Origin of the sequence: Klebsiella electrica, assembly GCF_006711645.1 — a bacterium.
Taxonomy (GTDB): domain Bacteria; phylum Pseudomonadota; class Gammaproteobacteria; order Enterobacterales; family Enterobacteriaceae; genus Klebsiella; species Klebsiella electrica.
The window spans coordinates 19,443-43,410 of sequence record NZ_CP041248.1 but is presented as its reverse complement, the minus strand read 5'-3'; the positions used below and the strand labels follow the sequence as shown (position 1 = coordinate 43,410).

At 43.2% G+C, this 23,968-nt stretch carries 25 protein-coding genes and 2 pseudogenes; 10 read left to right on the top strand and 17 right to left on the bottom strand.

The features are described 5' to 3' along the window. Positions 1–48: 48 nt before the first annotated feature. From Electrica_RS25430 to Electrica_RS25410, 5 genes are all read left to right on the top strand, one after another. Positions 49–804 (top strand): hypothetical protein, encoded by a 756-nt coding sequence (locus Electrica_RS25430; protein WP_009654999.1) that lies wholly within the window; start codon positions 49–51, stop codon positions 802–804. Between the two features lie 14 nt (positions 805–818). Beyond that, positions 819–1,202 (top strand): hypothetical protein, encoded by a 384-nt coding sequence (locus Electrica_RS25425; RefSeq protein ID WP_142255941.1) that lies wholly within the window; start codon positions 819–821, stop codon positions 1,200–1,202. Between the two features lie 45 nt (positions 1,203–1,247). Further along, a protein-coding gene (locus Electrica_RS25420) for an IS5 family transposase (protein ID WP_141963343.1) occupies positions 1,248–2,092 on the top strand; the annotation gives its coding sequence in 2 pieces (ribosomal slippage) (positions 1,248–1,593 and positions 1,593–2,092; 846 coding nt in all). A 77-nt stretch (positions 2,093–2,169) separates the two neighbouring features. Continuing rightward, a complete protein-coding gene (locus tag Electrica_RS25415) occupies positions 2,170–2,775 on the top strand; it encodes a hypothetical protein (RefSeq protein ID WP_043016718.1) in 606 nt (201 codons plus the stop codon). Positions 2,776–3,099: 324 nt separating this feature from the next. Beyond that, entirely contained in the window at positions 3,100–3,816 is a 717-nt protein-coding gene (locus tag Electrica_RS25410; protein WP_080940394.1) for a GntR family transcriptional regulator, read from the top strand. A gap of 26 nt (positions 3,817–3,842) precedes the next feature. Here Electrica_RS25410 and Electrica_RS25405 read toward each other — a convergent pair whose 3' ends face one another. The 11 genes from Electrica_RS25405 to Electrica_RS25350 form a co-directional block, all read right to left on the bottom strand. After that, positions 3,843–4,229, bottom strand: coding sequence for a plasmid partitioning/stability family protein (locus Electrica_RS25405; protein ID WP_009652914.1), 387 nt, complete (start codon positions 4,227–4,229; stop codon positions 3,843–3,845). A gap of 13 nt (positions 4,230–4,242) precedes the next feature. Beyond that, complete coding sequence (parM, locus tag Electrica_RS25400) at positions 4,243–5,205, bottom strand: plasmid segregation protein ParM domain-containing protein (RefSeq protein ID WP_007372199.1); 963 nt, start codon at positions 5,203–5,205, stop codon at positions 4,243–4,245. A 935-nt stretch (positions 5,206–6,140) separates the two neighbouring features. Further along, on the bottom strand, positions 6,141–7,073 hold the full coding sequence (locus Electrica_RS25390; protein WP_045269653.1) for a hypothetical protein: 933 nt from the start codon (positions 7,071–7,073) through the stop codon (positions 6,141–6,143). Between the two features lie 782 nt (positions 7,074–7,855). Next, complete coding sequence (locus Electrica_RS25385) at positions 7,856–8,215, bottom strand: hypothetical protein (RefSeq protein ID WP_045269654.1); 360 nt, start codon at positions 8,213–8,215, stop codon at positions 7,856–7,858. A 16-nt stretch (positions 8,216–8,231) separates the two neighbouring features. Next, positions 8,232–8,567, bottom strand: coding sequence for a hypothetical protein (locus Electrica_RS25380; RefSeq protein ID WP_045269657.1), 336 nt, complete (start codon positions 8,565–8,567; stop codon positions 8,232–8,234). Then, positions 8,564–8,968 (bottom strand): hypothetical protein, encoded by a 405-nt coding sequence (locus Electrica_RS25375; RefSeq protein WP_045269655.1) that lies wholly within the window; start codon positions 8,966–8,968, stop codon positions 8,564–8,566. Before Electrica_RS25375 ends, Electrica_RS25380 begins: the two co-directional genes overlap by 4 nt. A gap of 365 nt (positions 8,969–9,333) precedes the next feature. Further along, positions 9,334–10,140, bottom strand: a complete 807-nt coding sequence (locus tag Electrica_RS25370) for a hypothetical protein (protein WP_016239971.1) — start codon at positions 10,138–10,140, stop codon at positions 9,334–9,336. A gap of 17 nt (positions 10,141–10,157) precedes the next feature. Further along, on the bottom strand, positions 10,158–10,598 hold the full coding sequence (locus tag Electrica_RS25365) for a hypothetical protein (protein WP_016239970.1): 441 nt from the start codon (positions 10,596–10,598) through the stop codon (positions 10,158–10,160). 152 nt (positions 10,599–10,750) lie between these two features. Next, on the bottom strand, positions 10,751–12,112 hold the full coding sequence (locus tag Electrica_RS25360) for an FRG domain-containing protein (protein ID WP_000482601.1): 1,362 nt from the start codon (positions 12,110–12,112) through the stop codon (positions 10,751–10,753). A gap of 13 nt (positions 12,113–12,125) precedes the next feature. Continuing rightward, on the bottom strand, positions 12,126–12,929 hold the full coding sequence (locus Electrica_RS25355; protein WP_000589340.1) for a hypothetical protein: 804 nt from the start codon (positions 12,927–12,929) through the stop codon (positions 12,126–12,128). A 58-nt stretch (positions 12,930–12,987) separates the two neighbouring features. After that, positions 12,988–14,334, bottom strand: a complete 1,347-nt coding sequence (locus Electrica_RS25350; protein WP_076611902.1) for an ISNCY-like element ISLad2 family transposase — start codon at positions 14,332–14,334, stop codon at positions 12,988–12,990. Between the two features lie 227 nt (positions 14,335–14,561). On the opposite strand from Electrica_RS25350, the gene Electrica_RS25345 reads away from it, so the two are divergent. Then, positions 14,562–15,194, top strand: a complete 633-nt coding sequence (locus tag Electrica_RS25345) for a DUF6904 family protein (RefSeq protein ID WP_001567369.1) — start codon at positions 14,562–14,564, stop codon at positions 15,192–15,194. Positions 15,195–15,222: 28 nt separating this feature from the next. Here the strand turns inward: Electrica_RS25345 and Electrica_RS25340 are convergent, their stop codons facing one another. Continuing rightward, positions 15,223–16,626: an ISNCY-like element ISKpn21 family transposase gene (locus Electrica_RS25340; protein ID WP_001567368.1), complete on the bottom strand. Its 1,404-nt coding sequence runs from the start codon at positions 16,624–16,626 to the stop codon at positions 15,223–15,225. A 218-nt stretch (positions 16,627–16,844) separates the two neighbouring features. On the opposite strand from Electrica_RS25340, the gene Electrica_RS25335 reads away from it, so the two are divergent. Continuing rightward, a complete protein-coding gene (locus Electrica_RS25335) occupies positions 16,845–17,477 on the top strand; it encodes a DUF6904 family protein (RefSeq protein WP_001567369.1) in 633 nt (210 codons plus the stop codon). Positions 17,478–17,505: 28 nt separating this feature from the next. On the opposite strand, the gene Electrica_RS25330 is transcribed toward Electrica_RS25335, so the two are convergent. Continuing rightward, complete coding sequence (locus Electrica_RS25330) at positions 17,506–18,909, bottom strand: ISNCY-like element ISKpn21 family transposase (RefSeq protein WP_001567368.1); 1,404 nt, start codon at positions 18,907–18,909, stop codon at positions 17,506–17,508. A 214-nt stretch (positions 18,910–19,123) separates the two neighbouring features. Between Electrica_RS25330 and Electrica_RS25325 the strand changes: the two genes are divergently transcribed. From Electrica_RS25325 to Electrica_RS25315, 3 genes are all read left to right on the top strand, one after another. Further along, positions 19,124–19,438, top strand: a complete 315-nt coding sequence (locus Electrica_RS25325) for a hypothetical protein (RefSeq protein WP_009652923.1) — start codon at positions 19,124–19,126, stop codon at positions 19,436–19,438. A 133-nt stretch (positions 19,439–19,571) separates the two neighbouring features. After that, a complete protein-coding gene (locus Electrica_RS29040; RefSeq protein ID WP_032155219.1) occupies positions 19,572–20,000 on the top strand; it encodes a hypothetical protein in 429 nt (142 codons plus the stop codon). Between the two features lie 13 nt (positions 20,001–20,013). Further along, entirely contained in the window at positions 20,014–20,439 is a 426-nt protein-coding gene (locus Electrica_RS25315; protein WP_016241518.1) for a hypothetical protein, read from the top strand. Positions 20,440–20,591: 152 nt separating this feature from the next. Here Electrica_RS25315 and Electrica_RS25310 read toward each other — a convergent pair. The 4 genes and pseudogenes from Electrica_RS25310 to Electrica_RS25295 form a co-directional block, all read right to left on the bottom strand. After that, a pseudogene (locus Electrica_RS25310) lies at positions 20,592–21,485 on the bottom strand (IS3 family transposase); the annotation flags it as partial. Between the two features lie 12 nt (positions 21,486–21,497). Beyond that, the gene (locus Electrica_RS25305) at positions 21,498–22,649 is read right to left on the bottom strand and encodes an IS30-like element IS30 family transposase (protein ID WP_001254932.1); all 1,152 of its coding nucleotides are present in this window, start codon (positions 22,647–22,649) and stop codon (positions 21,498–21,500) included. A gap of 64 nt (positions 22,650–22,713) precedes the next feature. Then, positions 22,714–22,962: pseudogene (locus Electrica_RS25300) on the bottom strand (transposase); the annotation flags it as partial. Between the two features lie 468 nt (positions 22,963–23,430). Beyond that, a complete protein-coding gene (locus tag Electrica_RS25295) occupies positions 23,431–23,937 on the bottom strand; it encodes a hypothetical protein (protein ID WP_007372203.1) in 507 nt (168 codons plus the stop codon). Positions 23,938–23,968: the final 31 nt, after the last annotated feature.

The following is a 23,968-nucleotide window of genomic DNA, read 5'->3' as shown; positions in this document are numbered from 1 at the left end:
ATTTTTCAACATGCGACAATTGAGCCAACTACATGAAGAGGAAACACAATGTCAGCATTTCTCATCAATAAATTATCTTTCGAAGATACCAAACAAATAATGTTGTCCTCCATGAAAACAATGGCATCTCTTCATGGTATTTTGGCAATATTCTTGCCGATAATTGCTGGTGGTGGACTCCTGACACTCATCATGAAAAATGTGACAATGGAGGGGCTTGCATTTTTTATCTTACAGCCAGTTGTACTCACCCTCTACCTTACGGCTATCTTATGCCGATATCAAAGCTCAGAGCTAAGATTGAATATCTGGGAAGAACTACGCAACTTTATCGTTGTGTTAGTTTATGCATTATTCCTGACCGTACTAATGATCGTAATATTGTGGTTGGTCAAATTTATGATTGCTTCAGCGGTTGCGGGTGAAACCAACCATGTTGAATATAAACAACCAACATTAACAAGCATTAGTCTGGCTTACTCCAACCTAATAGTGTATTTCAATATGTACGCCCTTGCCACTTTGAGCGTATTTATCGCTACGCCAATGCTCGTTTTATTCATACCAACAGTTACGCGGTGTAAAGGTTCTCTGCTGAAAAGTATACCAGTCATTTGTAAAAGTACTTTTATGAATATTGGGCCGTTGTTCGCATTTTCAGCTATCTCTGGTGTTGTTTTACTTTCGTGGTCATACTTTTCGCTCAGGTATGAATGGTTAATCCCGGCAGCAACTATACCTCTGGCCTACTTATCAATATTGAATTACCAGCTGTCTGAAGCAGCATTGCCTCGTAACCAATAAAAAGGAAACCTGTGATGAGAAAAATAATATTAAATGCGGTTGTTTGTTTATTTGCAATTAATGCATCAAGTTTCGCAATATCAGCGGAAAGCTCTCCATCTCGTGACGAACTGAATGACGTGATGAAAGTTCATGCTTCCGAGATTGCTGCTGTTATCGCATGTAAAGACTACCTCGAAAATGGCGAGGAACGTTTGACTGAAGCGAAATCAAAAGCTGGCCGTGTACTGGGTAAGATGGTAGGCAATCAAGCCAAGGGTAGCGAGTATGCTAGTCGGATTCTGGTAACTGTTAACGAAGCTAAGCCAGATGAGCAACTGAAGGCTGAATTCGACAAGGTCAACCTTGACCACTCAGTCCGCGTTGCAAAATGCGCTCAGCTAGGCTGTGTCCCTTAATCGTCTGAGCTATAGTAACCATCTGTTTCTACAACATATTGAACTATGGCCCGCTACGACCTTCCCGATGAAGCATGGGATATCATCCAGCCTTTACTGCCCGCTCAACCTGCAACACCACGGGCCGGACGCCCATGGGCGGAGCATCGTATGATCATCAATGGCATGTTCTGGGTGTTGTGCTCTGGTGCCCCATGGCGTGATTTACCTGAACGATACGGCCCATGGAAAACCGTATATAACCGCTTTAACCGGTGGTCTAAGTCGGGTGTGATTAATATTATTTTCAACAGGTTGCTTTCTTCTCTTGATGCTCACGGCCTCGTTGACTGGTCAGCTACTGCGCTGGATGGCAGCAATATCCGGGCACTCAGGTGCGCCGCCGGCGCGCAAAAAAACATCCCGATATCGCCGGAGATCATGGGCTGGGTCGCTCTCGCGGTGGTTTTGGCACCAAAATCCATATGGCGACGGATGCAGGCGGTCTCCCGTTAAATATCGTGCTGAGTCCCGGACAGGCTCACGAAAGCCAGTTCGCATTACGCCTTCTGGACGGAATTGGTGTTCAGCGCCAGAACGGCAGCATGAAACGTCGTGGTTATGCGGTGCTGGCTGACAAAGCCTACTCAGGACATGCGCTTCGCAATGAGCTGAAACGAAAAGGGATAAAAGTGGTTATCCCGCGGAAATCTAATGAAAAAATGGCAGCAGATGGTCGTTCACAGCTTGATCGTGATGCTTATCGTAATCGCAACGTTGTTGAGCGGTGTTTTGGCTGTCTGAAAGAATACCGTCGCATTGCCACGCGTTACGACAAAACGGCGAGGAATTATCTGGCGATGGTGAAACTGGGTTGCATTAGACTGTTTTACAAAAAATTATGCAATTAAAGGACACAGCCTAGTAGCTGGTAATGCCGCACGTGCGGACGATGCTGATATCAATTATCTGAATTAAGAGGCTAGCAATGGCGAAGATCAGGATCACTCATCGTTATGACATCAATAAAGACATGTTCTATGGCGTAGAAACTAACCAGCCATATGAAAAGGTTGTTCAGAGGTTAGCTTATCTCCAATTGATTCATTCCACGTTGCCTGATTTTCCCTACATGGCTAATTGCCTGGAACAGGCCGATGCAGTAGAACTCTATTGTCGAATCTTTGGTGGTATTCCTTTAAACACAAATCAACATTATACCGCAGAGATTGATTTATATAGGAACTGGGAAATAGATACACGCGAACTCGTTAATGACATTAATTGCCAAAATTCAATTGCCATTTCCGGCTGCGTAGAAAAAATATTTAAATACATTGTTGAAAACTCTGTTCAGATCTATCAGCTCACAAAAGAAGCTTATAAATTAGGGCAGGGCATGACTAATAATGAAAAAGAAGAAATGGCTCTTTTACTGATTTATATGGATTGGCAACTTCAAAGGATGGATCGTGTTTTAATGGGAGAAAAAATTCAAAAGGAATGGGATTGGCACGATTTTGAGGGAAGGTTGATTTCAGACATTTCGTATACACACACCGGACAACCTGACCTATACATCCACAAAGATTAATGTCATTGACGCACAAGCTGAATATATTTCGACCTTGCACAAATAGCAAACAAACACATTAGAAAGAATTAACCATGCATCTATAATGGATTCTGTTAAGCATAAAATATGGGTAGTAATAGATCCGTTATTGAAAATGTAAGACATGCTGGTAGAGTAAAACGAATGATAACCGTTTACCTTCTCTGTTCTGGCGGATGCCAGTTTATGGATGTGCATACTGGAACTATTTGAAATATGTAGGTAGAGGGATCTACTTACTATGTAGTGTGATTAAAAATATTCTGTTTTCTATGTGGTCAAAAAGTTCAGTATGAGTGATATATGATTGATGATTACAAAAGCTTCCTCAAAAACCCCGGGAATTTACCGGAACTAATTAGTTACTCTCCGTCAGGCAGACCTAGCTTAACGAGACGAGTTGAAGATCGCCTTAAATGCGCCCTTATCCTCGGCTACCTCAAGCCCGGTGATAAGTTGGTAACAAAAAACATCGCCGATGCTATGAAAATGAGCGTCACGCCCGTCCGTGAAAGCCTGATACGTCTGTCTGCCAGTAGTGCTCTTGCTTTGACTCCATCACATGCCTTTTTTGTTCCCATCATCACCAGTGAGCAGTTCAACGAGTACATGAGAATGAGGCGATTGATTGAGCCAGAACTGGCAGAAAAGGCCGTACTGAAAATGGATGCCAATGGCTTTGAAGAATGCCTGTCTTTGTGCCAAAAGCTGCGTTCCGCATATGAACGTAGGGATGTTTATCTGGCGCACCAGCTAAACCTCACTCTGCGGCTGAAGCTTTACATATACGCCGGTCTGCCTGAGTTTTTCAAAATTGTAACCCAACTGTGGATTAACCTGTGGCCAACTCTGAGTTACACGTTCGAATCTGACTCGGAGGATAAATGGCCAATATTTTTCTCGTCGCTTGAACTCGCTCTTTCAAACAGGGATGCAGGGGCAGCAGCAGATGCCATTAGAGAGTCACTGGATAAGGGGTTGCGGATCTATCTCAGCTTGTTAACCGAGCAAGGTGAGTAAACCGGCTACTAGTAGCCGGTTCGGATTCAACGTTTGAGGGTTTGCATCATCAGGGAGGGTTTAGGAATTGGTTCTTTCTGCTCAGCAGGCTTATCCGAATCAATGATGGTTGTTGCTCGGATACCTGTGGCCTGGGTTTCCACTGGTGAAGAATTCCGTTCAACGGCAATGCCCAGCGTTTGCGACAGAATGTTGCTCAGCGTTTCGGCATTAAACGATGTCGTGGTTTGTGCGGCCAGCAAATTTATTAACCGAGGGTCGAGCTCATGCAAGGCAGACGCAATTACCAGTGCCTTACGGTAAAATTCCCCCCGGGATCGGCGGGGTAAGCGCTCCATAATATCAAGAGCTTTACCGTCTTCTGGATTATTGCCGGGGCGGAGCCAGACGAGTAAACGTTTATCTTCTTCCATCACATAACCTCGTTTAGACGCTTGCCATTGCTTTGACGAGCGCGAGCTGCGCGTCAGGCGCTTTGATGACATCCAGCTTAGGGAATAGTTCGACAATATGAGAATGGATGAGCTCAGCACCGCCCCCGGCCAGTATGATTTTGTGGACGCTGTTCTGACGACGTATATCAGCTGCAACAGCTTCGGCCAGATTTTTCGACTCAGAATCGATAACGTCAATGATGGCATCAATTTTAGAGTGATCATTGACCGCAGAAGCAATCAACGCTCTATCATGACGGTTTTTAATGATGATATCCGCAATGGCATAACTACTTGGAGACTGGGCATCCTGGAGCGCAGCCATAACAGCTTTTGTCACTCGTGAAACGCCAACATCGCTGTTGCCAAAGATATCAGATATGCCCTCCATTGCCCCCTGAATGATGGCCAGGTCTAGGGTTGTTCCCCCCAGATCGACAACCAGGGTTCGTGTAAGCTGCGTGGTTGTTTTAGGATCAATCAGATATTCAGCCGCAGGTACTGATTCAGGCATTACGTTAACTTTTACAACATGAAAAGTTTCGCCATTATTCAGGGTTATTGGGCCCATAACGTTGGCCTTTTTCTTTTCAATATTAGCTTCGTTCAACTGCGCATCGCTCGTGAAGAACATGGCCACCGGCAGTGTCACTGTAAGTTCAACATCCTGTGGCTCAAGACCGGAAGTCAAAAGGGCATGATGAATTGCTACGCGACTTACAGCGTCGAACTGGAAAGAGGTATGCGTTGTTGTAATTGCAGATGTTGAACCAATGTCGTGAGTAAATTTCCGCCCATCAATGAGATAGTTGTAGATAGTTTTACCACCAAATGCGAGTGGAGTAGCCCAGCCTTCGCGGAAGGCGTTCTGCGAAACATGAGTTTTGATTTCACCATTCTCAATCCAGGCAAGTTTTACGTTCGTTGAGCCGTCATCACAAGCGATGTTCATCATGGTATATACCTCATTAAAATGTTCAAAAGTATCAAAAATCTCTGCCATTTTAGATAGTAAGCCATCCTGAAGCAAGGAATGCGCACCTGTAGCGCACGTTTAATGTCCACAAAATGACTATGAAAAGTGAATTACGAGTGAGTAAAACAGGAACGATTCTATCGGATTGAAATCTGGCGGGGTAAACGAGAAAGAGGGATGTATACGTACATGCAGAGGTCGGTAGCCCTGGAACACCAACGGAAAAAGTAACAAACCACCCGAAAAATGAACCAGTGCCACCAGACTAAATTGTGACAATCGATAGCCAATACTGCAAGAGAACCTAAGAATAAAAGGTATCGCTATATGACAGCTCAGTCGGTAAAATCGAGGAAACCATGTCGGATCACCATTGTAGTTTCTGGTTAGTTCAATAATGAGGTATCCCCAATGACATCCATTCTGCTTACTTCTGATTCTGTTGATGGGTACACTTTTTGTATTTCTACTGATGGTAATGGATGTAAGCTGTCAGTCAGGCCAGAATACCGGCGCAATGGCACACAAACTTATGATGGCTGGTTTCCCAGATACTACTCAAAGCCTCAGTATGCTAAAGCAGCGTTAACAAGGTTCCTTGGAGAATCTGTTAACTGGTCACCACGGACGGGGCTCAGTTAGTCACAGGATACGTAACAGCCTGAGTCCGAGGATACCAACAAGTCAAGAGAACCCCCTGATAAACCCTTAACAATCAACACCTTACCTTGGTGCGCTTAATGTATTGAACATGTTAAATGGCTGCATGAAGTGCAGACATTTAGCCTTCAGCGATGAACTTTCAGACAGTTAATATCGTCTCTGATGCAGCAACATCACTGAAACTCAGATTTTACAGATTGCCCTGATGTTTATTTGTTAAGTATATAGTGCAGCTATTTATAGCATTATCATCATTTTACAGCAATGCAGTTAATGAAGGGATTCCTGATTTCCCACTGAAGCCTGAGCCAGTTCAGGTAGGATACATAAATCTGTGTATCACCCTCCGTCATGTAACTGTTTCGCTGAATCTTTCTGGTCAGGGGATAGAATGCCACCGTACCATAGGGTGTTTCTGAGATAATGATTTTAGTATTCCCGTTATATGCAATTTCATAAACAATATTGTTTTTCTTAAGTTCATCCTCCGTATCCATAACTATTTCATTTCGTATTTTATTCACTTCGTGATAATGCTGGCTCAGTATCTTCATTGCTGAGCGTCGTAATGCTGCTTCCTTTGCATTCTCCATTGTACTGATGAAAGAAACTGTGTCCGGGGAATAGAAACGACGATGTGAAAAATCTTTATCCAACTCATATTCTCCGGGGTTATTTTTCCAGCGGGCATAGCCATTAAGTTTTGGAAGGTCATCGCAGAAATGCTGGAAGTTATGCCATCTTTCGCAAACCGTCACTCCCTTATATCCTTTAAAATATTGTTTCCCTTTAACTGTCATGTAGCACCTTGCCAACATATTATGCCAGAGAATGAACGCTCTTGTTCTCTGATGGCTTCGGGTGTTTTCAATTGTGGAATGCTTTCCATTTCCAATATATCCCACATCATAATAACGGGGCTTCATCAACAGTGTTATTCGTTCATCTTCTGAGGACGGGAACGCGTCACCTGAGACTGCACCTGATTTAATATGCGTACCGTAGGCCTCTTTGATTATGCCGCTGTCTTTAAATTGCACAACATAATATCCGCGTCTTGATTTATCTTCGGAGCGACCAAGAACAGAGCATTCACCATTATGCTTCGTGGTAAATACAGCACCGGGAAATAACGTGTTATGGTTGTAGTTCTGGTGGTATCTCTTGTTTCGAAAAAGCGTCATTTAATATTTCCTGAGTAAAGAATTGGAGGGAGAAAAAGAATCGGGTCGGGTCCTGTTTTTCCCCTTTAACTTCTGTCAGGCCAGCACTCCGGGTGGAGGTCAGGAATTAAATTTAAGAATCCATTCAAAAAAATAAAATTTAAAATAATACAGACAATGCAATGTGACAGGTATCGTGTCGTTCTGTCAGCAGTAATCTGAGGTTGTCACAAAGCAGGCTCAGCACCCTGCCTTATCATGCACTGGTGCGCTCAGAATGCGCTACAGGCACTGTAAATACGGGTCAGGGCAGGGTGTGCAGAGTCTGTCTGATGGCAGGATTCCGGCATATGCACCACTGTTCATTTATACAGTTAAATGAAATTAGTGCAGATTGTGACCGGAGGTTGCACTGGCGTGATTGTGGGCTGTTTCAGGGCTGAAGTATGGCTTTGCACCGACTGCATTCCCCTGATGGCCTGTAGCGCGTTATATGCTTCTGGTTATGCTGATGTGCTGTGCCGGAATCACCCGATAGGGTGGTAAAATAAAAATAAATATAATCAATTTACAGATTCAAATATCCATGCTACCATCGCCAAATCGCCAACCGGGGTTAAACCCTTATTATGATATATTTATTCTTAATCGGTTTTCTGTACTTACTCTGAACCTCTCAATATTATCCCAATATTAAGCCCTCCGCAGGAGAGCCATACGGCTTGAGTTAACAAAGAATCAGAATAAAAAAATAAGAATCTCCACCAAAATGAAGACCCTTACATGTCAGCATCAGAGAAATATCAGCAATCTACTTTATCAAAGTCTATCCTGAAATCATCTTTCATGGCATCGGCATTATTCATTTGCTTTCCATTTCTTAATAACTGAAGCTCTTTGAGTATTTCCTTCTGAATGTCCGCCTGAGTAAACAGAACTGTTTTTAGCTCATAGGATGTAATGCTTTTGATTATCCATGCAGCACAGACAACGGTGATAATGATTTTTGCCGTATCAAAGCTGATGAAAGCATACCCCTGAAGTATCGAATACCATGACGGGTTGTCAGTTCCAATAAAATAGAGCCAAATCAGTATGGTTATTGTAAGATTGATAGCGAGCGTTAATTTTGAAAGATGTTTTGTCAAAAATGAACTGTTCATTTTTTTGTATTCCTTTTTAGTTTTGTTTTCCAGTGTTGCATCCGGCGCGATATGCCTGAGTAACTTCAATATGCTCGGCTCGTTCCATTCCTCGTAAGTTTTCCGTCTGTTTATTAAATTTCTTTATTTTCTTCTCACAGACGGAATTGCGATGCTGTATTGCGTCCCTGGCTCCGGTTATACATGCGCCATAAATAACATCCGGGTTGGCAATTCTGGAAAAATTTGCGTAAGAATCACATGTAGCAGTCACTCTCATCTGCATCTGTGATTGCGTAATCGCCAGTGACTGATTTGCAAATAACAAACCGGCGATTGATATCAATAAGGGAAGGGTGGTTGAATTTTTCATTCAGCACCTCCCTGTAAAATACAATCAATTCCCATTGCATCAGTACCCCAAAGCTTGATATCCGGTTCACCACCTGATGCACCCTGAGTGCTCATATCCAGAGCAAGGATATAGAAACTGTTTTCATCAACATCAAACTCGTAGTTAACAAGTGGAGCGCCACTGGTCTGATACACCGATTGCTGAATATCCTGAATACGTTTTTGTGAGATGAGCTTGCCGTGATGCAGTAACTTTATGACGCCAGCGTCTTTCATGTAGCTCATGAATCCACTACTGGCACTACCGGTAACGTGTCGCTCAATGCTCCAGCCATCATGACAAACAATATTGTCTGCCATTGCAGTAACCGGAATGGTCATACTGGCGGCAAAGGTAAGGATTGGTATCAATCGTTTCATTCGAATCAGGTCCTAAGAAAATTATCAGGACGCCCGGTAATCTCAGTGAAGGCCGCAAGACATTTCAATCGTTATGCGCAACAGAGAGTACGGGCAACACAGCCAGCACAAGGATGACCATAAAACATCAGATTCAGCCTTTATCTACGTTTGTCAAAGCAAGTTTAAAATGTCACCTCTTTGTGCAAGATAGAAAGGGCACTTTCAGCCTATGTAATCATATTAATGTGACTGCTGCGTTATCCCACTCAACCAATTAATAAAGCAAAAGTTAAATATGAAAGACTGGAATAAAAATATAACGAAAACATCTTAATATGGAAATATCTGTGTCAACGGGATCTTTAGTTATTGAATATCTGGTTCTAAATAGGTTCTACATTCAACGGGAAGGGAAACCAAATATCTATATGTTTTTTATAAATACCATTACGTGGCAAACAACAATCTGCATATTTTTTTAAAGAATCTCCACATGGACAAATATTTTCTGGCGATAATACTCCATCATGTTCTTTCGCCTTAAATCTCCAGGTCGTAATATTGAAAATTTGATGTGGGGATTGTATGTATTTGACAACACTAATTAAAGTTGAATAGTTATAATGATCACCATCATTGGAGAAAAAAACACTACATTTGTTAACGGGATTACTAACTATGTCATAAGTAATTAATTCAAAATCGATCACTTCATCAAAGCAAAGAACTCCATTATAAAGTTTATTTTTAACATGACCACAATCATTAATAAAACTACGGGTTGTATTACATACTGAACATTTCACTTCTTTTATTATTTCACGAGAACTACCGAAGATTTTATATGGGAATAACGCCTGCCAATTACATACCATTCTCGCTAAGAAGTTAACACCATAGAAATTAACCTCAGGCAGAAACTCATTATTTTCTTTAATATGTATTAAATCTATTTCTATCCTTTCAAGTTCTACCCATGCTTCATAAAAATCACCTCTTGTAAGTAAATTAATGACTTGAATATATTTTAAATGGGCTAGTAAAATTGTTTTGTATAAAAACAATCTGTTTGATTCATTATTCAAGCTCAAGGATTGAGCTTTTTTTAACTCAGCATTAAGATAATCAAGAATAGCACTATCTTCTTGAGTAATACACATCCAACGCTTTAACTTTTCGTGAATATTCATAATATCTATATAGATTTTTATTTGATTTTGTTAATTACTTTTAAAACATCGTCTACTTTTCCAGAAACAGTGTATTTCACATGTTTTCCTGATTTATTTTTTTTAATTATAGAGACTTTAACGTCTATATCTCTAGTTCCAAAGTTATCAATTTTTTTCTGAATATAATTTGAAACAAGATTTACTAAAAAAGGTATCATTACTGATGTGGCAAAGAAAGTGCCTAACGCTAACGTTATACTGTTTAATTGCAGGTACGAAACACCATTAGAATCTCCGTACACTTTAACATTAGAATGTGATTGCTTGGTGAACTGGAAAAAATCCAGTGCATTACCTCCAGTAATTTTTGAACTATCAAAAACGATCGCAATCTCATCATCTTGAGGTTCATATGAAGAAATGATTTTTACCTCTTCATCTTCATCACTCATTTCACTCAAAGTAATGGGGTTCATTCTCAACTCCTTGTTTTATATTTTTACATTCAAATTTTACTATACGACTGGTTAATTGCTCCTGTCCAACACACACCAGAGTTCATATGCTTAGCATACAAGGGACCAATGCCAGTAGCGACAGGCTAGTGTGTCAAAAAACCACATGAAGATCAATCTCCTGCGGAAAATTTGGCCGCAATTAGTTTCATTGTCCTTTCCATGCCTTGATAAACTGTCGCATCTGTAATGTTTAACCTTGCGAGTTCCTTAAGTATTCTAGCTTTGTTTCTGATCACTATTTTTTCTACTTTAAACTCTTGCATAGCATCATCAGGGTTTGAAACTAAATCGGGATAAACAGCATTATTCCCAAATAATAAGAATGCACCTGACTGTGATGACATCCTTTCATTATTATTTCTTCCTTTAACGAAAATTAACCTTTCCAAATCTGATGGTATAATTACATCTTTAAAATAAGGTTTTTCATCTTTAATGTAATGTATGAGTTTTTGACAAGCTTCAGTTTTATTGAAAGCCTCCTTGTCCATTTTACAATCCAGCTGATCTTTCAGTGTTTGACTTAGCATTGATATATTTGATATGCAACTTACTGTATCAGAGTCAAAGAATTTTATACGATCCCTTTTTGTTTTGAAAATAATAACATGTCCATCAACCTCATTTGTATTTTCATTATTACTAATGTCGCAACAAGCGAAATACAGAGCGATTAGTGGATTTGATGTTATATCCAACAAACGAGTTGGTAGTCCGTAGTGTTGCATCCTTACTAACTTGTCTAGCATTGTTTTATCATCAACAAACTCAGTTGGCCTTGCTGTTAGGGCTTCACGGACTAAATTTGATTCACTGTGCAAATGCTTGAAGTTACCTTTTTTGTTTTTCCTGAAAACTGATGGAGCCAACTCGTAAGATACATCAGAATGTCCACGATAAAATATTTCTGCATCTTCTTCATGATCTTGTTCTAAAACACGCGCCATGAAACTTTGAACATTATCTATTATTGGGTAGTTATCAACTTCATCAGGAAGTGCTTCAGTAGGAGGAAGTGGTGTACTTCTTGTCGTTATATTTAGAAGTGCTAATGTTTGATTTAAATCACGTGCTTTTATTCCCCAGTGAGTCCGTTTCAGCCCATATGCACCTAATTCTAAAGCTGTTTGATATAACTCTTTGTTTATCACTACGACATCATCTTGTGAGTGAGTGATTCTGAAATCAAACTCAACATTTTTGTTAACTGTTCGTAGATTTGAAATTACACCAAGTCGCAAAGTAATGTATTCAACATTGTCTCGGGAATAAAGTTCTGACATAAAAAGCGTAGGTAATTTCTCAATATAAGATAATGCTTTATCATTCAAAGGCGTTAACTTCAACCGGATGTCATCAGAGGTGCCTTCTAACATACGTGATATAGGAAAATCACAACTCCCACTAACCCGTTCATACATGGGCCAATGTTCAAAATAGTCAGGTTCTCCGCCCATAATTAGATTAAACATTAAAACTAAATCCTTATATTTTACTTAATGAATTATTTACAATCCAATCAATTGCGCCAGAGGTGCGAATCCAAGGCTTTATATTATGATTCACATAATAAATGGCTTCATCCATTCCACCTAACGTGATATATCCACTGTTAGACTTGATCTGTAATCTGCACTTCGATAACAAGCCGGGGATGTGTCTATTAGAATCAATCGCAGCTTTAGCGATATCATCGGCATCCGGGGATGACTGTCGGTAGGCGAGTAGGGCGCGTGTATACTGAAAAAACGAACGCATATCCCCAGGATAATCGTCCAGTAGCAAGGCCAGATCATCCACCATTTCAAGCTCAAGGTAATAGTTCGCTAATAAATGACGAATCCCCTGGTTATCGTTCGGGTTGAGCTTCAGCATTTCGCGGCTATGAGCCATAGCCGGATAAAAATTACCAGACTCCCATAAGGCCTCAGCCAAAGCTGCTTTTGCTCTCATATATGGACGTGTTTCGACAAATCCCCAGAAACGTCCTGCGAACTCCTGAAAATCCTCGCCAAGTGCAATGCTGGCTGCGTACAAAGCAGTCTCCAGCTTCCCGATTTTTGACTCAGGAGGTTCTTGAGATATCTCGCAGTAGAATGAGTATGCGTCAGCACAGAGCGGGGATTTCTTGATAGCTTTTCTGATGAGTTTCAGCACAACTTCCAGGTCATCATTTTCCCAGGCATCGAACATGAACTCCTGAGCCGCAACCAGATCTAGATGTAATTGCTCAGAGCTGACAGCAGTTTTATACAAATCAACGCGCTTTGTAGTCGGGAATTTAATCATCTCAAGTATCCTTTTGGGGACTCACTGTTCCGGTACTTTGCAGCACTGATGGTCGATTCTATCGCTTTGAACTTGCCACAAACAAGCTCGGGTCTGCCAGAACGGGATTGATAGCCCGGAGCTGTTCCTGGATGCGCACCTGAGCCTTACGGCTGGGCGATTTTTTGCTTCGTTCCCGTTTGCCTTCGCTTTCCCGCTCATCCTGTTTTACCTGAGCCAGTCGGAGTACAGTCCCGAGACGTTTGTTATCAACAATCTGCCCCTGGTCGACACAGGCCAGCTTATCAAATGCCTGGCACTTAAGGCTCCGGTGCCCATAGAGGAAGGCGAGGGTGCCATCGGGATAATCCAGTACTTTAATTTTTTCACCGGCAAGACGGCTATTTTCTTCTGTGGTGTCCATGAGATAAAGGATCTTATCGTACTGGAAGGTCAGTGATTTCGACACGGTACGAACATCATGCCAGGCAAAGATGTCTCTTAATTCATCGGGGCTTTCCTGCACCGGACGATGCAAATCTTTGGGGAACTTAGCCGGTCGTGAAAACCGGCTGTTAAAGTCAGCGATGAAAGTGGCAAGCCAGGCATTTGCGGCCTCAATGCCGGTTATACCTTCCAGACGCATTTCTTTGATCAGCCGATCCTGAAGTGTCTGATTCGCACGTTCCACGCGGCCTTTAGCTTCAGAGCTGTTGGCACAAATAAGCTCGATTGCCAGGTCATAAAGCACACGTCCGAACTGGGTAACGGTGGTATTGCGTTTCTCCGGACCACTGACGCGAAATATTGCGTGTTTGTCACTGTACAGCGATACCGGCTTCCCATGCTGCTCGATGTATTCCCGGGTTGCCAGCATGTAGTCAAAGGCTGTTTCTGACTCGCTGAACCGCAAATGCATCAGACGCCCGGTGGCATCATCGATAAAGACCAGCAGGCAGCATTTTGGCGCACGGCCTTCAAACCAGTCATGGTGGGAGCCGTCGATCTGGATAAGTTCACCCAGACAATCACGCCGATGTCGGGGTTGATAAACCCGTGACTTACGGCGAGCATGCGGGACCCAGAGTCCGTCAGACGTCATCCAGTTGCGGACGGTCTCGATTGAAAGCCGGATATTATGGCGCTCTCTGAGTTTTTCTGCGGCCAGTGTGGGCCCAAAGTCACTGTAGTTTTCACGTATCAGCGTGAGTACTCGTAGTTTGAGAGATTCGGTCAACCGGCGGTTGCTGGGCTGGCCGCGTTTGCGGCTGACAAGTCCTTCAGCACCAGAAACTCGGTAACGATTGATAAGTCGTTGCGCCTGACGTTCTGAAATGCCAAGCTGTGATGCTGCATCACGACGGCGTAGACGCTTTTCACAAACTGCCTGTATCACCGGTAGGCGGTGGATCTCTTTATCTGACATGGTCACCAACATGCGTTGAGCCCCTTAGAATTGCATTCAGTTTAGCTTACTCTAAGGTGACGTTTCTATCTGGATAAAAAGTGACATTACTAAATGGTTCTAACAATCTAATGTCAAGGCTCAATTGAAATGTCCGTTATCCAGCTCAATTAAAATGACCACTTTGATCTCTCATTCTCTTTACTGATAGACTTTCCTCCGACTGAAACAACAGGATGATTGAGCCCATGCTTCGATACGAGTTAACGCCGAACAATGCAGGTTTTATACTGTGGGGAGATTCAGAAGCCCTGAATGAATTACATGAACTCATTCATTACATCGTGGATGAAAGCCCACTGATTAAAGTTAAAGACGGATTTATGTTATCCCTTGCCTATGATATTCGTAAAGCACGGGAAGGTAATCGTCGTGTTGAGCAACATCAGTATGATCAACATGATACATATAAGCTTTATGGTGTTGAGCTTTTATGGCCTCTGGTCCTGGTACAGTCCTCAATACTCAGAAACTCAATGGGTTATATTCAGACAGACAAAAACCAGCTGTCTGTCATGTATGCCTTTGAATACCTGATAGAATCAGCATTAACAGAGTCTGAGAGAACAACGTCGAATGATATTATGCTAACAGTAAAATATGCATCAGACTCTGATTTTAATTTCATTGAGGATAATATTGACAGCAGGTGCTGCTATTTTATCAGCCTATCTCCGGAGCAAAGAAAAAAGCAGTTAATCAGTATTGTTCGTTCTTTTCATTCATTATGGGGTAAGTATGCCCGTGAAAAGCAGGACATAAAGATGCTGAACGAAATGAATAATACATCATGGGTCTGGCCGGACAATATCAACTGGTGAGCAACCACTGTCCGGCCAGTGAGTACCATCAGCGGGCTCTTTTACCAAAAATGTCCTCTGAACGTGACTGAAGCTGTTTGAGTGCTTCGAGCATGTCATCATTATCCAGTGAGCGCTGGGATTTCTTCCCTTCCTGCTTTGGCCGTCGTCGGGAAGGGCCATCTCCAGCGGGAATTGACTGAGAGCGCGTGTTATCCCGCTTGCTCTGCACCAGACTGATAAACTCCAGGGTTCGGCCAAGACGCTTGTTATCGACAATCGCGCCCTGGTCGATTTCTGACAGTCGGTCGTAGGTAGAGTAGGGAAGTAGCGTACCGTTCAGGCGCAGCTCTTTTCTGCCATCAGGATAGTGATACACATCGATATATTTACCTATTGCACGGCGACTCAGTTCGCTGTCTTCAATCAGGTACAACATTTTATCATATTGTATCGTCAACGATTTTGAGACTTTACGTTTTTCACGAACAGTGAAAATAAGCCCCAGGTCCTCATCATGTTCTACAGCACGGTGTACGTCAAAATCATGTCGCGGTACTTTGCCAAAACGGCGGTTATAGTCAGCCATATAGGCCTCAGCGAAGTCATTTGCAGCCTCCATTGAACAAATGCCCTGTAACCGCAGCTCTTTGACCAGACGATCCTGTAAAGTGAGGTGAGCTCGTTCTACACGCCCTTTGGCGGGACTGGTTTCTGCACAGATAGTCTGGATGTTCAGTTCATGCATGGCTCGCCCAAACTGAGTATGCCCGTCTCCGCCTGTGGCGTGTTTATTGTTAACACGAAAAACACCGGCTTTATCGCTGTACAGTGCCAGCGGTTTACCATGCTTATCGATATAGCGCCGCGTGGCTTCGAAGTAAGAAAACGTGGACTCCGATTTAACAAACAACAGTTCCATCAGTTTGCTGGTTGCATCATCAACATAGACCAGCGCGGTGCAGGCCGGGCCACGGCCTTCAAACCAGTCGTGATCACAGCCATCTATTTGTATCAGCTCACCAGTACACGGACGCCGGTACCGTGGTTGAGGGATCCTTGCGGCACGTTGTTTACGGGGAACCCATAAGCCAGCCCGCACCATGATGCGCCGGACAGTTTCTTTGCCAAGAAACAGTCCGTGGAGTTCTTCGAGCTTTTCACGCGCCAGAGTCGGACCGAAATCAGCATAACGCGTCTTGATCAGTTCCAGAGCCTGATCTGCGAGCCCGGGTGGCAACTGGCGGTTACCACGCATGCCACATCGTCTGCTGGCCATACCAAGCGGTCCGCCTTCACGGTAACGGGCAAGAAGTCTGCGGCATTGCCTGTCGCTGATACCGAGGTGCTCGGCCGCACGGCGCGTTGTGATGCGACGTTCAATGACGTCCTGTATAATCTTGATCCGGTTGATCTCTTTCAAAGTAAACACTCCTGAGCTTTCTGCGCTCATGATATGCCTCCCGGTAGTTTAAACGGACCAGTGAAGCTTACCATAGCGCGGACATCTGAATTGAGCCACAGGCGGACATTACTATTGAGCCATTACAATCTATGTCAAGGCTCAATTGAAATGTCCGTTATCCAGCTCAATTAAAATGACCACTTTGATCTCTCATTCTCTTTACTGATAGACTTTCCTCCGACTGAAACAACAGGATGATTGAGCCCATGCTTCGATACGAGTTAACGCCGAACAATGCAGGTTTTATACTGTGGGGAGATTCAGAAGCCCTGAATGAATTACATGAACTCATTCATTACATCGTGGATGAAAGCCCACTGATTAAAGTTAAAGACGGATTTATGTTATCCCTTGCCTATGATATTCGTAAAGCACGGGAAGGTAATCGTCGTGTTGAGCAACATCAGTATGATCAACATGATACATATAAGCTTTATGGTGTTGAGCTTTTATGGCCTCTGGTCCTGGTACAGTCCTCAATACTCAGAAACTCAATGGGTTATATTCAGACAGACAAAAACCAGCTGTCTGTCATGTATGCCTTTGAATACCTGATAGAATCAGCATTAACAGAGTCTGAGAGAACAACGTCGAATGATATTATGCTAACAGTAAAATATGCATCAGACTCTGATTTTAATTTCATTGAGGATAATATTGACAGCAGGTGCTGCTATTTTATCAGCCTATCTCCGGAGCAAAGAAAAAAGCAGTTAATCAGTATTGTTCGTTCTTTTCATTCATTATGGGGTAAGTATGCCCGTGAAAAGCAGGACATAAAGATGCTGAACGAAATGAATAATACATCATGGGTCTGGCCGGACAATATCAACTGGTGAGCAACCACTGTCCGGCCAGTGAGTACCATCAGCGGGCTCTTTTACCAAAAATGTCCTCTGAACGTGACTGAAGCTGTTTGAGTGCTTCGAGCATGTCATCATTATCCAGTGAGCGCTGGGATTTCTTCCCTTCCTGCTTTGGCCGTCGTCGGGAAGGGCCATCTCCAGCGGGAATTGACTGAGAGCGCGTGTTATCCCGCTTGCTCTGCACCAGACTGATAAACTCCAGGGTTCGGCCAAGACGCTTGTTATCGACAATCGCGCCCTGGTCGATTTCTGACAGTCGGTCGTAGGTAGAGTAGGGAAGTAGCGTACCGTTCAGGCGCAGCTCTTTTCTGCCATCAGGATAGTGATACACATCGATATATTTACCTATTGCACGGCGACTCAGTTCGCTGTCTTCAATCAGGTACAACATTTTATCATATTGTATCGTCAACGATTTTGAGACTTTACGTTTTTCACGAACAGTGAAAATAAGCCCCAGGTCCTCATCATGTTCTACAGCACGGTGTACGTCAAAATCATGTCGCGGTACTTTGCCAAAACGGCGGTTATAGTCAGCCATATAGGCCTCAGCGAAGTCATTTGCAGCCTCCATTGAACAAATGCCCTGTAACCGCAGCTCTTTGACCAGACGATCCTGTAAAGTGAGGTGAGCTCGTTCTACACGCCCTTTGGCGGGACTGGTTTCTGCACAGATAGTCTGGATGTTCAGTTCATGCATGGCTCGCCCAAACTGAGTATGCCCGTCTCCGCCTGTGGCGTGTTTATTGTTAACACGAAAAACACCGGCTTTATCGCTGTACAGTGCCAGCGGTTTACCATGCTTATCGATATAGCGCCGCGTGGCTTCGAAGTAAGAAAACGTGGACTCCGATTTAACAAACAACAGTTCCATCAGTTTGCTGGTTGCATCATCAACATAGACCAGCGCGGTGCAGGCCGGGCCACGGCCTTCAAACCAGTCGTGATCACAGCCATCTATTTGTATCAGCTCACCAGTACACGGACGCCGGTACCGTGGTTGAGGGATCCTTGCGGCACGTTGTTTACGGGGAACCCATAAGCCAGCCCGCACCATGATGCGCCGGACAGTTTCTTTGCCAAGAAACAGTCCGTGGAGTTCTTCGAGCTTTTCACGCGCCAGAGTCGGACCGAAATCAGCATAACGCGTCTTGATCAGTTCCAGAGCCTGATCTGCGAGCCCGGGTGGCAACTGGCGGTTACCACGCATGCCACATCGTCTGCTGGCCATACCAAGCGGTCCGCCTTCACGGTAACGGGCAAGAAGTCTGCGGCATTGCCTGTCGCTGATACCGAGGTGCTCGGCCGCACGGCGCGTTGTGATGCGACGTTCAATGACGTCCTGTATAATCTTGATCCGGTTGATCTCTTTCAAAGTAAACACTCCTGAGCTTTCTGCGCTCATGATATGCCTCCCGGTAGTTTAAACGGACCAGTGAAGCTTACCATAGCGCGGACATCTGAATTGAGCCACAGGCGGACATTACTATTGAGCCATTACAATCTAAGTGCGCATAATGAACCTTATGTTGAATTATGGTTAAGTAGTCGATTTTATGGTTGGAAGTGCCTGTTTGCAGTAAAATGCAGTTCATTACCTTTAACCACTGGAACTAGACATGGCTAATGAAGATCTCCCCTCTGGGTGCAAACGCTGTAAAGGATGCAATCAGGTTAAACCCTTCGAAGAATTCGGTAAGGAACTTAAGGGTAAGTTTGGCCTTAAAAGTAAATGCAAGTTGTGCATTAGCGATAAAAACAGAAATTATGCTGCCGGTTCCGGTGCAGGTGTAAAACTCCAAAACAATAAAAAATACCAGACCGAGCATAAGAGTGAACTGGCAGAAAAGATGAGAGTAAGACGGGCAAAGAAAAAATTTGGAGATAACTATGAAGCATATCTAGCATCTTTAGAAAGGATTAAAAACCTCTGATAATTACATAACAACCTTAGTCAATAAGACACAAAGATTATGTATTGTTGCTTTTATTTCAAAGCATCAACTTTATTGAAAAGTTACGCTATACACTGTGCAATTTATTATGCTGATTTAATTTGGTGATTATATGAGTTGTCATGACAGAGACATCAATAAGATCCTTCAATCATTCACTCACTTAATGGTTGAAGCAAAAAAAAGCATCTTTCATTCAAAATCAATGAAGGTTCAAGGTCTTCAGTTAGTAGATGAGTTATACATCCGTGCCCGGACGGGAAAAATGTCATACCTCGGTTCGTCGGTACTGGTAGTCGCAACCATTTCAGTGAAGACCCCAGGCAAAGGATTTTTCAGACAGTTACTCTCGAAATTAAAAGAAGCAGCTGAGACAAATAACTACATCTTAAAGGTTGAGAATGTCATCAGCACCGAACTTAGGGAGTTTCTTATCAGAGAGGGTTTTTCATTTCCTGGTGAACGGTGGATGTGCGGTTCCGGCTACTGGGCTCCATCATCACTTAGGCTTAATGACCAATTAAGCACCCTCCCCGTCTAATATGAGGCCGTAAATGTTCATAACCCCTGAAGTTGCTTATGTCTGCGAGCTGTTACATAAATATGATGTACTTCCACTCGAATGTGATGGTCATACTATGGTTGTAAGTTGCCTGCTAGATAGATTCTGTATACCGCACCAGCGCATCGTTGGAGAAGTAACGTTGGCTGGAACTGGCCAGATAATTCGACCTCATCTGTGGATAGAGTATGACGAATACATAATAGATTACCGCCTCCGCATGTGGGCAAGGAAAACCGAAGATAATGTTAGTCTAGTGCCTCATGGCATCTTTATCGAAGATAAAAGTCAGGCAATTTACACTGCTCAAAGAATTGCAAATAAAGCCATGATATCAGACTCGATAATTGATTTTATGACAGATGGGTTATGGACTAAGATTCTCCTAGAAATCCCTGGTAAAAAAAGAATTACATAAAGCAGGAGGATTAAGTTTGTTCATAAAGTTTTTCTTCACTGACACTCAAAGCAAAGATGTCTTTTTCCAAGCACCAATCTTAGAAAATATTTGCTTTTCTACTGACTCAAGTTGGTTCATTAAAAGATGATAGTTGAATCGCCACGGATAATCTAGACACTTCCGAGCCGTTGATAATACTGGTTTTCATATTCTGTCGGTGAAATCTGATCGCTAGAACCATGCCGACGCTTACTGTTATAAAACATTTCGATGTAATCAAAAATATCGCTGCGGGCTTCTTCCCGCGTTCCGTAGATCTTTTTCTTTATCCGTTCGCGTTTCAACAATTGGAAAAAGCTTTCTGCAACCGCATTATCATGGCAGTTACCGCGACGGCTCATGCTGCCCTCCAGGCCGTGTGATTTCAGGAACGACTGCCACTCATGGCTTGTGTACTGACTGCCCTGATCCGAATGAACCAGCACCTGTTTTTGGGGATTACGCCGCCATACAGCCATCAGCAGTGCGTTCAGGACAATGTCCTTTGCCATCCGGGATTGCATGGACCAGCCGATAATTTTGCGTGAGAACAGATCAACAACCACGGCAAGATACAGCCAGCCTTCGTGGGTTCTGATGTAGGTTATATCCGTTACCCAACGCTCATTCGGAGCATCCGGATTGAACTGTCGCTGGAGCCTGTTGGGCGACACGATACTGGCCTCGCCTTTACGTGCCCGCGGGCTCCGGTATCCGACCTGAGCCTTTATCCCGACACGTTTCATCAGTCGCCAGACTCTGTTCACTCCGCACTGTTGCCCGCTGTCCCGCAGATCCAGATGGATTTTACGATAACCATAGACGCATCCCGATTCCAGCCAGAACTGTTTAATCTGTCCTGTCAGTCTCAGGTCTGCCTGATGGCGTTGTGAATGCGGCTGCTGAAGCCAGGCGTAAAAACCACTGGGATGAACATCCAGCACCCGACAGAGCAGGCGAACAGGCCAGCAACAGGTGTTGTCACGGATAAAGGCGTACCTCAGTCGGACAGCTTTGCGAAGTACGCCGCTGTAGATTCAATCTGTCAATGCAACACCCCTTTCAATTATCTCTTTCGGTGTTTTGAACTTCAGTGTCTTTCTCGGTCTGTTGTTTAGCTGAGCAGCAACCAGATCTAGTTCATGTTGAGTATATTGGGCAAGACATGTCTTTTTAGGAAAGTACTGCCGAATTAGCCCATTTGTGTTCTCATTTGTTCCCCGCTGCCAAGGACTCTGAGGATCGCAGAAGTAAACTTTAACGCCGGTGCTGACAGTAAATTCTAGATGTCTGGCCAGTTCCATTCCTCTGTCCCATGTCAGTGATTTTCTGAGTTCTGACGGTAAACTCAGGAATTTGTCGGTAAGAGCCTGATTTACTGAGACAGAATCTTTGCCCCTGAGTCTAAGGATGATCGTATAACGTGATTTTCGGTCTACAAGTGTGGCTATATGAGAGTTTTTTGTACCTGAGACTAAATCGCCCTCCCAATGCCCCAGAGAGCGTCTGTTATCGATATTTCGGGAACGTTCGTGAATTGGTGTTCCGTTCACTATGTTAATCGTACCTCTTTCGCCTTTGCGGGTATGACGCCTGCCATGGCGAAGGCTATGCGACCGTCGCAGATGCTGTATATTCAGGTGGTGTAGCGCTTCACGGCTACGAAAGTACAGCGTTTTATAAATTGTCTCAGGTGATATTCGCAGCGTTTTTTGACGTGGTTTTGTTCGCCTTAACCATCCTGATATTTGCTCTGGAGACCATTTCATCTCCAGCTTTTCCAGAACAAGCTTTCGCAATGGTAAATTTTGATCCAGTAAGCACGGTTTTGGCCTTTTCGCCATTCTGTTGGCTCGGTTATTAGCATCAACAGCTTTGTAATAGCGTCTGCCCCGATTACGCTGAACTTCACGTGAGATCGTCGAAGGACTGCGATTCAGCGCAGTAGCTATCGCACGAATGCTCATTTTGGCTGACAAACCAGCTCGTATCTCCTCGCGCTCAGACAGTGTCAGGTGAGCTACAGCCCGCTTACGCTCATGGGGTTTTATGCCGCCAGTATCCCTTAACATAGTGAAGATCGTTCCGGGTTTTGAACCCAGGATATTCGCTATTTCACTGAAGCCTGTTCCGTTCTTCCATAGTTCAAAAACAGAGGCTTTTTCCTCTGCTGTAAATGTTCGTCTCATTCAAAAAACCTCCGCAACCCCATGTTTTCACATAACTGTTGCGTTGACCAATTGAATCTACAGCGGCTTTTTTTAATATGTCCCGTTCGTCGGTAACCCGTTTCAGCTCTTTCTGGAGACGGCGGATCTCGGCCTGAACATCTGACTGTTCTTTATTAGTGGAAGAATCCGGACCGTACTTCTTTATCCAGGCGTAAAGGCTGTGGGTGGTGATATCGAGACGTGTTGCAACGCTGGCAACAGAATAACCGCGATCAACAACCTGTTTGACTGCTTCAATTTTAAACTCTTCGGGATAACGCTTACTGCTCATGGGCACCTCTCTTTAAGCCATCTTAAATGACTCTGAGGTGTCTGTTAAACCCGTGGCGATTCAAGTCAGGAGTCTCAGCTCCAATGTTCCCTTCCCACTTTAGAATCAATTCACTTACCTTCCCTTTTAATGTTGCAAGGAGAACAAGCTGTTTCTTCGCGAATACAATCTCTTCCTGATGTATGTTTTTCTTTGCCATTGTAGTGTAGGTTCCATATCCATGTTGATTTATGTTAAGGATTACATTTTATTAACAATATTTTTATTGATTGTAAACACAAATCTCAATGGAATAGCATGAATTAAAGTCATCACGACCATTTTACCTAGTAGTATCAGCATGATAGTAAGTGAAATCAGATTATAAAAAGCAGATAGTCATATCGAACAAAAAGATAATTGAAATAAAACAAAAAACCATCACTGTTAAGTGATGGTTAATGATTTCAATATGGAATTATTTAGTAATCAAACAAAATAACCAGGATTATTAATCAGATCACTTTGTTGAGTACTATGTGCCATTTCAACAAATTCAGACACGCTTGTAATTTCATTGAGTGTGGTGATTGCGAATAATCGAAAAGAAAACTCTTTATTACCTTTTCTTGGGTAGATGTTCAGGAAAAAATTCAACTTTTGACCAACCGGACACATACTTGAAACCGCAGCATAAGATTGTGTCTGTCTGAGGTACTGAGTGAGGAATTGAGCAAGATCAACACCCTCATCAGACGTTAACGACCTGGATGTCTGAACCTTTAATAACCTTACAAGGTTATCTATGGCGGTCTGAATAGGAAGAAGTTCTATCTGAGGAACCTTCAAAAAATCAGCTATGATAATACCAAGTAACTGGCTCTGATCGTTCATGAAATTATGGATATAAAGAAAGTGTGAGTCACCGAATCTTTCAGCAGAATCATACTTAAAATTCCATTCATTCAATACTGCACTGTACTTCATTTTATTCATGGTTAGCTCCTCTTTATATAAAAAAAGATTA

Excerpts from the sequence above, each read along its gene's own strand:
- Electrica_RS25335 (WP_001567369.1), top strand. The coding sequence starts at position 16,845 with ATGCTTCGATACGAGTTAACGCCGAACAATGCAGGTTTTATACTGTGG.
- Electrica_RS25405 (WP_009652914.1), bottom strand. The coding sequence starts at position 4,229 with ATGGAAGAAGATAAACGTTTACTCGTCTGGCTCCGCCCCGGCAATAAT.
- parM (WP_007372199.1), bottom strand. The coding sequence starts at position 5,205 with ATGATGAACATCGCTTGTGATGACGGCTCAACGAACGTAAAACTTGCC.
- Electrica_RS25425 (WP_142255941.1), top strand. The coding sequence starts at position 819 with ATGAGAAAAATAATATTAAATGCGGTTGTTTGTTTATTTGCAATTAAT.
- Electrica_RS25315 (WP_016241518.1), top strand. The coding sequence starts at position 20,014 with ATGTTCATAACCCCTGAAGTTGCTTATGTCTGCGAGCTGTTACATAAA.
- Electrica_RS25430 (WP_009654999.1), top strand. The coding sequence starts at position 49 with ATGTCAGCATTTCTCATCAATAAATTATCTTTCGAAGATACCAAACAA.
- Electrica_RS25350 (WP_076611902.1), bottom strand. The coding sequence starts at position 14,334 with ATGTCAGATAAAGAGATCCACCGCCTACCGGTGATACAGGCAGTTTGT.
- Electrica_RS25390 (WP_045269653.1), bottom strand. The coding sequence starts at position 7,073 with ATGACGCTTTTTCGAAACAAGAGATACCACCAGAACTACAACCATAAC.
- Electrica_RS25345 (WP_001567369.1), top strand. The coding sequence starts at position 14,562 with ATGCTTCGATACGAGTTAACGCCGAACAATGCAGGTTTTATACTGTGG.
- Electrica_RS25410 (WP_080940394.1), top strand. The coding sequence starts at position 3,100 with ATGATTGATGATTACAAAAGCTTCCTCAAAAACCCCGGGAATTTACCG.
- Electrica_RS25325 (WP_009652923.1), top strand. The coding sequence starts at position 19,124 with ATGGCTAATGAAGATCTCCCCTCTGGGTGCAAACGCTGTAAAGGATGC.
- Electrica_RS25385 (WP_045269654.1), bottom strand. The coding sequence starts at position 8,215 with ATGAACAGTTCATTTTTGACAAAACATCTTTCAAAATTAACGCTCGCT.
- Electrica_RS25360 (WP_000482601.1), bottom strand. The coding sequence starts at position 12,112 with ATGTTTAATCTAATTATGGGCGGAGAACCTGACTATTTTGAACATTGG.
- Electrica_RS25415 (WP_043016718.1), top strand. The coding sequence starts at position 2,170 with ATGGCGAAGATCAGGATCACTCATCGTTATGACATCAATAAAGACATG.
- Electrica_RS25380 (WP_045269657.1), bottom strand. The coding sequence starts at position 8,567 with ATGAAAAATTCAACCACCCTTCCCTTATTGATATCAATCGCCGGTTTG.
- Electrica_RS29040 (WP_032155219.1), top strand. The coding sequence starts at position 19,572 with ATGAGTTGTCATGACAGAGACATCAATAAGATCCTTCAATCATTCACT.
- Electrica_RS25305 (WP_001254932.1), bottom strand. The coding sequence starts at position 22,649 with ATGAGACGAACATTTACAGCAGAGGAAAAAGCCTCTGTTTTTGAACTA.
- Electrica_RS25370 (WP_016239971.1), bottom strand. The coding sequence starts at position 10,140 with ATGAATATTCACGAAAAGTTAAAGCGTTGGATGTGTATTACTCAAGAA.
- Electrica_RS25375 (WP_045269655.1), bottom strand. The coding sequence starts at position 8,968 with ATGAAACGATTGATACCAATCCTTACCTTTGCCGCCAGTATGACCATT.
- Electrica_RS25330 (WP_001567368.1), bottom strand. The coding sequence starts at position 18,909 with ATGAGCGCAGAAAGCTCAGGAGTGTTTACTTTGAAAGAGATCAACCGG.
- Electrica_RS25295 (WP_007372203.1), bottom strand. The coding sequence starts at position 23,937 with ATGAATAAAATGAAGTACAGTGCAGTATTGAATGAATGGAATTTTAAG.
- Electrica_RS25355 (WP_000589340.1), bottom strand. The coding sequence starts at position 12,929 with ATGATTAAATTCCCGACTACAAAGCGCGTTGATTTGTATAAAACTGCT.
- Electrica_RS25365 (WP_016239970.1), bottom strand. The coding sequence starts at position 10,598 with ATGAACCCCATTACTTTGAGTGAAATGAGTGATGAAGATGAAGAGGTA.
- Electrica_RS25340 (WP_001567368.1), bottom strand. The coding sequence starts at position 16,626 with ATGAGCGCAGAAAGCTCAGGAGTGTTTACTTTGAAAGAGATCAACCGG.